Origin of the sequence: Methylobacterium sp. Leaf100, from assembly GCF_001422845.1 — a bacterium.
GTDB lineage: Bacteria > Pseudomonadota > Alphaproteobacteria > Rhizobiales > Beijerinckiaceae > Methylobacterium.
Genome location: NZ_LMMW01000043.1, coordinates 1 through 4,883 on the forward strand (window position 1 = coordinate 1; position 4,883 = coordinate 4,883).

The 4,883-nt window shown below is 53.3% G+C and carries 4 protein-coding genes and 2 pseudogenes; 2 read left to right on the forward strand and 4 right to left on the reverse strand.

Going from position 1 to position 4,883, the window contains the following annotated elements; translation table 11 throughout:
* Window positions 1-95: 95 nt before the first annotated feature.
* Window positions 96-176: pseudogene (locus ASF25_RS23730) on the forward strand (transcriptional regulator); the annotation flags it as partial.
* 273 nt (window positions 177-449) lie between these two features.
* Here ASF25_RS23730 and ASF25_RS16010 read toward each other — a convergent pair.
* A pseudogene (locus ASF25_RS16010) lies at window positions 450-737 on the reverse strand (transposase); the annotation flags it as partial.
* A gap of 92 nt (window positions 738-829) precedes the next feature.
* Here ASF25_RS16010 and ASF25_RS16015 point away from each other — a divergent pair.
* Complete coding sequence (locus ASF25_RS16015; protein WP_056305852.1) at window positions 830-2,143, forward strand: DUF4238 domain-containing protein; 1,314 nt, start codon at window positions 830-832, stop codon at window positions 2,141-2,143.
* 245 nt (window positions 2,144-2,388) lie between these two features.
* Here the strand turns inward: ASF25_RS16015 and ASF25_RS22930 are convergent, their stop codons facing one another.
* From ASF25_RS22930 to ASF25_RS16025, 3 genes are all read right to left on the reverse strand, one after another.
* A complete protein-coding gene (locus ASF25_RS22930; protein ID WP_156369034.1) occupies window positions 2,389-3,567 on the reverse strand; it encodes a hypothetical protein in 1,179 nt (392 codons plus the stop codon).
* Window positions 3,568-3,661: 94 nt separating this feature from the next.
* Entirely contained in the window at window positions 3,662-3,985 is a 324-nt protein-coding gene (locus ASF25_RS23400; protein ID WP_210168827.1) for a hypothetical protein, read from the reverse strand.
* 350 nt (window positions 3,986-4,335) lie between these two features.
* On the reverse strand, window positions 4,336-4,725 hold the full coding sequence (locus ASF25_RS16025; RefSeq protein WP_156369036.1) for a hypothetical protein: 390 nt from the start codon (window positions 4,723-4,725) through the stop codon (window positions 4,336-4,338).
* Window positions 4,726-4,883 lie beyond the last annotated feature (158 nt).

Sequence of the window (4,883 nt, forward strand, 5' to 3'; positions counted from 1 at the left end):
CCATTCGTCATCGGAGACGTCGGACGGGTAGGCTTTGCGTGAAGAGGTCATGCCCCTTCATCTGGAATCCAGCCGTCATAGGTCCATAACAGCCTCTAGCTTGTGCGTTGGGCGTGACCTTTCAGCAGATTCAGAAATATGAGCGCGGGACCAACCGGATCACCGCGGACCGGTTGGTCAGCTCGCGGCGCTGTTCGAGGTCCCAGTGTCGGCCTTCTTCGATGAGCCGGACGAACCTCAACCGTTCACGACAGGGCTGAGCTCCCTTCTGAGGCTCGACGGTGCGGAGGAACTCGCTCGGGCCTATGCGAAGATCGCGAATCCCGAGACTCAGCGTGCAGTTCTCAGCCTCGTTCGCACCCTCGCCGGAATACACTGATTACATTCCGACCGGGCTACAAGCATGCCTGACACACCAACGCGCAGACCGCGGCCTTCACCAAAGGCGTACGGCGCACCTTCACGTAGGTCGCGTCGATCCAGAGATACGGCCACTCACCCTCGATGGGCCGGTCGAGGAATGCGCCGACCCGTACATTGATCTCCTGGCACAGGCGCGAGACCTGGCTCTTGGACACGCCCGTGCCGCCCATGGCCTGGACCAGATCATCCACGGATCGGGTCGAGATGCCTTGGATATAAGCCTCTTGGATCACCGCCGTCAGCGCTTTCTCGGCCATCCGGCGCAGCTCCAGGAAACCGGGGAAGTACGACGCCTTGCGCAGCTTCGGGATACGACCACCGACCTCGGCTGCTCCATTCTTGCGATCGACGACATAGGAGGTCGCCGACCTCGCATCGCAGCGGATCTTCGTCCATATACTCCAGAATGACTCGCCCCTCGAAGAAGCATCACTTCGTCCCGCAGGCGCAGCTGCGTCATTTCGCGGCTGATGAGGAACGGCGCTTTCTCTTCGTTTTCGACAAGCAAACCAGCCGCTCATACCGGACCTCGATCCTGAACGCCGGCTCTGAGAACGATTTCAATACGGTCAGCTTCGGGACGTCCAAATGGAATTTCGAGGACCTCTTTCAGGACGTTGATGCCCGTTCTGCGCGCCTCGTGTCCGAGGTTGTCGCGCGCCGTTCGCTGGCATGGCTCACGCTCGAAGATCGCGTCGCGCTGGCCGATCTGTTCGCGACGCAACTCCTGCGCACCCACTTTAGCCGCACGACGCCGAAACGCATGGCTGAGCACTTGCGCGAGATTTTGCGCCAAGTCGGGTTTGATCCTGATCAGGATCCAGCCCTGGCGATGCCAGACGACGCGAGGCTCAGGCTCGGTGCTGTCGAGGCGTTCCTGGGTCGTGGTAGTCATGCGGCTGCGCTCCTCCGCCTTATCCCGGCTCTCTATGCTGCGGAAGGCGAGCATCGTTTCGTGATCTCAGACCACCCGGTCGATGTCACAAATCCATTCCCATATGGCCAGAGGGGGCTCGTCTCGCAGGGCGTTATCGTCATGCTGCCGATCTCGCCAGAACTCTCAATCGCGCTGCACTGCCCTACGATCGTGGAGCGCTATCAAGCGGCTTCGAGCGTTCCCCTTGCTCCAGAGCGTGGACCGCGGATCATGCGCTATCGCGAAGGCTTGCTGTCAGGTGCGCCCATCGCAATCGACAATGAAACGGTGCTCAGCCTCAACTACCATCAGGTCGCGCAGAGCGCCCGCTACCTCTATGCCGCAACCGACGACTTCGCGTTCGCGCGCGATCTCCTCGCTCAGGAGCCTGAGTTCCGCTCTGTCGACACGCACGTCCACCTGGGAGAGATGGGCCGTGCGCCCCCGCCACGATCGTCGATGCCAGCTGGAACGCATCTTGTCGTGTTCGGAGAAGCCGACCACTGCATGCTGTCGATCGACGAAATCGACGATGCCAGTGAGGGCCTGACCGCGCGGACCACACAGATTGGCTTTCTAGCAAAAATCGCCGCCGATAAAGGCATGCTGCGGACCGAGCTCTACGTGGATGGACAAATCCGACGCGGCTTAGGCCAGGTGACATTCGAGCGCTTTGGCGAGCCGTCGGACGGCTGGTTTCGTGTTGTTCACCGCGAGCAAGGTTTGCGCTCACTAAGCGCGCTCTTGGACGAGAAGATGGGCGAGCGGCACATGAACGATAGGTCGGATCGCGGCGCAGGATAACAGCGCGCTGACGCCAGCGCCAGACTGCCGGCCGACTGATACCTTGCTTGGTATTTCTGGACGACGTGCGCGTTAAGAACACTCTCGCCCAGATCTAAGCCAATTCCGCTTAGCTCGGCCTCGTCCCAGAGCGGACGCCCCCCCTACTTTCCGGCCAAGGCTCAAATGCTCCATTCATAGAGGAGGCGTATCGCCTACGCTGAATCCCCCTCGGATATCATAATGGTATACTCATCTCGGCACTATTAACGGCCTAACTGTCGCCGCGCCTCATCAAGTCGAATCTTATCGATCTTTAGTGAGCACGTAAGGGTTTTTTCTGGAGTAATATGGTACAATGTAATACGAGAAAAATGACCTTGCTTTATATCTAATGCGGCAACTCGACGCCCTTTTTCGTCTCTTTCCTGCAGAGACTTCAGCAGGCTTTCCGGAAGACGAAACTGAAGAATACATCTGCCGACTGACCCGTATTCATCAGTTTTAGGCTGGATTTCTATTGTCCAAGCAAGAGGATCGTGCGTATCCCAGAACAAATTGACTTGTGGATCTCGACTCGCGCGCATGTGAGCAAGCATCACGTTAGGGCGATCCGCTTTCAGCAGCAATAAAAATCCAGTAGCGGAGACGCCGAAAAACAATTCACCTATACCAGCAATCTCTTCAAAGACAGGTCCTAAGTGCCTTTCATACCTAAGCGGGAGACGCTCTTCAGACTCTGTGTAGTAATCCTGCCACAATTTAGAGCGAATAGAAGCACGCAGCGTTTGCAAGAACTTGGGGCGGGATTGTTCTGATTTATCGCTTCTGTCATCATAGTCACGAGATTCAAATTTATCTGATTTGCGTTGATAAATTAGATTTCGAGACACATGAGAAATCGCACTTAGTAATGAGCTAAATTCAGGTCCTGACAGATCAATCAGGCTCACTTGATGCGCGAGGGCATAGGCCTGCGCAGGCTTTGAAAAGCCAGAAATCGAAAATAATGCATATCTATACGAATAACAGAATCCCCGACCAATGAAGTCATAGGCATACCGACCCGCTTGAAGGGGAGGCGCATTTTCGTCCCTTGTTTGAACAGTCGAGAGCATCTGATTGATGTCTTGTGTTATTCCAACGGCATGTCGAACTTCTGTGATTCCGACTTTAATTGGTGTATTAAATTGATTGCGGGATCGCCATTTGGCCTCGATAAAGAGACGTATGGGATTTCCAAATGCTGGAGCCCATGCCAATTCCCCAAGAACGTCAGCCTGATGGAACCCTCCACGACCTCGAACTTGTAAACCGTTGCCAAAATAATCGAGGTCATGGGGATCATCCTCTCGGCGGGTTAGCAGGCGATATCCAGCACCACTGATTAATCGCGCTATAGCTTCTTCGAGAATGTATCCGCTGAGTGAATTTTGAGAAATCATAGCCGTTTATAGCCTCATAATAAAAACATGTAGATATAGATAGTGGCTACATAATTCACAGCAGATTGTATCATTGCAGTTTATTTATTTGTCCTTAACGTGCGGCTAGCGAATCACTTATCCAAGTCCAAAGATCTCTTCCAATTGCGTTGAGATGACCCTCAAGGTAGGGATTCCCTTTCTTAGCATCCTCGATCCACCTATTTGGCAGCGTCCATTTTTCGTCCCATTGCTTGAGCCAAATGTTTTCATAATCCGTTACATTACAAAAATTGTGAGGATCATCGTTGCCGCTCTTATTAAACAGAACACTTGCTGCTACAATATCAAACCCTCCGCGATGCGCCGCATCAATCATTTGATCGATATCATCAATTTTGTGCCTTCTATCACATATATCACGCACATGACTTGGCATTATTATAAGCTCCCTCGATCTCCAAAGGGGATCATTACCGTCCAAAGCATCCAAAACACTATAATATTTGTGTTTTTCAGTTTCTTGGTACGATCTACCAAATATATAGGCATGTATTTTTCGACCGTGTGGGCTGTATAGTGATCTCTCTCCCTTGTGCGGATGAGGCGATGTGTAGTTATGGCCTTCACCTTGAGACACCAGAGCGCGTATTATGGACGTCTTTCCGTGATTGTTGTCCGCAAGCGGAACAACAAATAGCCTTCGAGAAATTCTCATGATGAAGACCTTATCTAGCTAGCAGAGAAAAAAATTAATCTATCTATACAGCCTGAAAATTAGATATCAATTTAATTCATGAGCAGTAAAATTTCTACTGCCCTAACGGTAGATGCACATAATAGCTGTGGGCGCGCGCGGTCCCATTTCGCGGCATCGCCGCCTTCGTAGAGAAAGAAGATGGCTTCCCTGTTAATGAAGTCGACCTTACCCTCGCCGAAGCCGAGATCAGACAGTTGGTAGAGCTGTTGCAGAATCAGCCTGACGGCCTCAATCGCAGCGTCGTCGTTGAGCGAGGCGGTGCGATCCGTCCCATTTCCCTGTCGAATAACTGTCGAGATGGCGCTGTCCGCAGTGCACAGGCCCTCAACGGGCGCACTAATACCGCTCATGGGGGGCTCCCTCCTGTGAACCGAATCAGCTGAAATCTCGTCGGGCACAGTCATCAGCTTGACCAGCACATCGACTTCCGCAAGCTTGGCGGGAACGACGCACGAGAGCAATCATGGGCCTGGCCTGCCCCCTGAAAAGTGGTCCTCCCTGATGTATGGCCTTGGGTCATTTGGAGGATGTTTTTATGGGACGGAAGAATCATACGGCTGGAGAGATCGTCGCTAAG

Excerpts from the sequence above, each read along its gene's own strand:
- ASF25_RS23400 (WP_210168827.1), bottom strand. The coding sequence starts at position 3,985 with ATGCCAAGTCATGTGCGTGATATATGTGATAGAAGGCACAAAATTGAT.
- ASF25_RS16015 (WP_056305852.1), top strand. The coding sequence starts at position 830 with ATGACTCGCCCCTCGAAGAAGCATCACTTCGTCCCGCAGGCGCAGCTG.
- ASF25_RS22930 (WP_156369034.1), bottom strand. The coding sequence starts at position 3,567 with ATGATTTCTCAAAATTCACTCAGCGGATACATTCTCGAAGAAGCTATA.